The sequence below is a fragment of the Streptomyces sp. PTL18 genome (assembly GCF_059510295.1).
On record NZ_JCAJZO010000135.1, the window covers coordinates 1 to 528 of the forward strand.

The 528-nt window shown below is 72.5% G+C and carries 1 protein-coding gene; it reads left to right on the forward strand.

Annotated elements, in window-relative coordinates; translation table 11 throughout:
* Positions 1 to 65: 65 nt before the first annotated feature.
* Positions 66 to 528, forward strand: a 463-nt coding sequence (locus AC5WS8_RS39345) for an acyltransferase domain-containing protein (protein ID WP_496108268.1), incomplete at its 3' end; no start/stop codon positions are given.

Genomic DNA, 528 nt, shown 5'->3' on the forward strand with positions numbered 1-528 from the left:
TGGAGGGGGTGCGGGAGGTTGCGGAGGAGTGTGTCGGGTCGGGGTCCGGCGCTGCTGGTGGGGGTGTGGTGGTGTGGCCGCTGTCGGCGCGGGGTGAGGGGGCGTTGCGGGAGCAGGCGGCGCGGTTGCTGGAGTCGGTGACCGGGGGTGTGGGGTCGGCGGCGGATGTGGGGTGGTCGCTGGCGGTGACGCGGTCGGTGTTGGAGGACCGTGCGGTGGTGGTGGGTGCGGACTGGGAGGAGTTGCGGTCGGGGTTGGCCGCGGTGGCGGCGGGTGAGTCGCATGCGCGGGTGGTGCGGGGTGCGGTGGTGCGGGGGCGTACGGCGTTCCTGTTCGCGGGGCAGGGGTCCCAGCGGCTGGGGATGGGGCGGGAGTTGTACGACGAGTATCCCGTCTTCGCGGAGGCCTTCGATGCGGTGGACGCGGAACTGCCTTTCGATCTGAGGGCGATCGTGTTCGGCGGGGACGCGGAGGTTCTGAGCCGTACCGAGTTCGCGCAGCCCGCGCTGTTCGCGCTCGAGGTGGCGT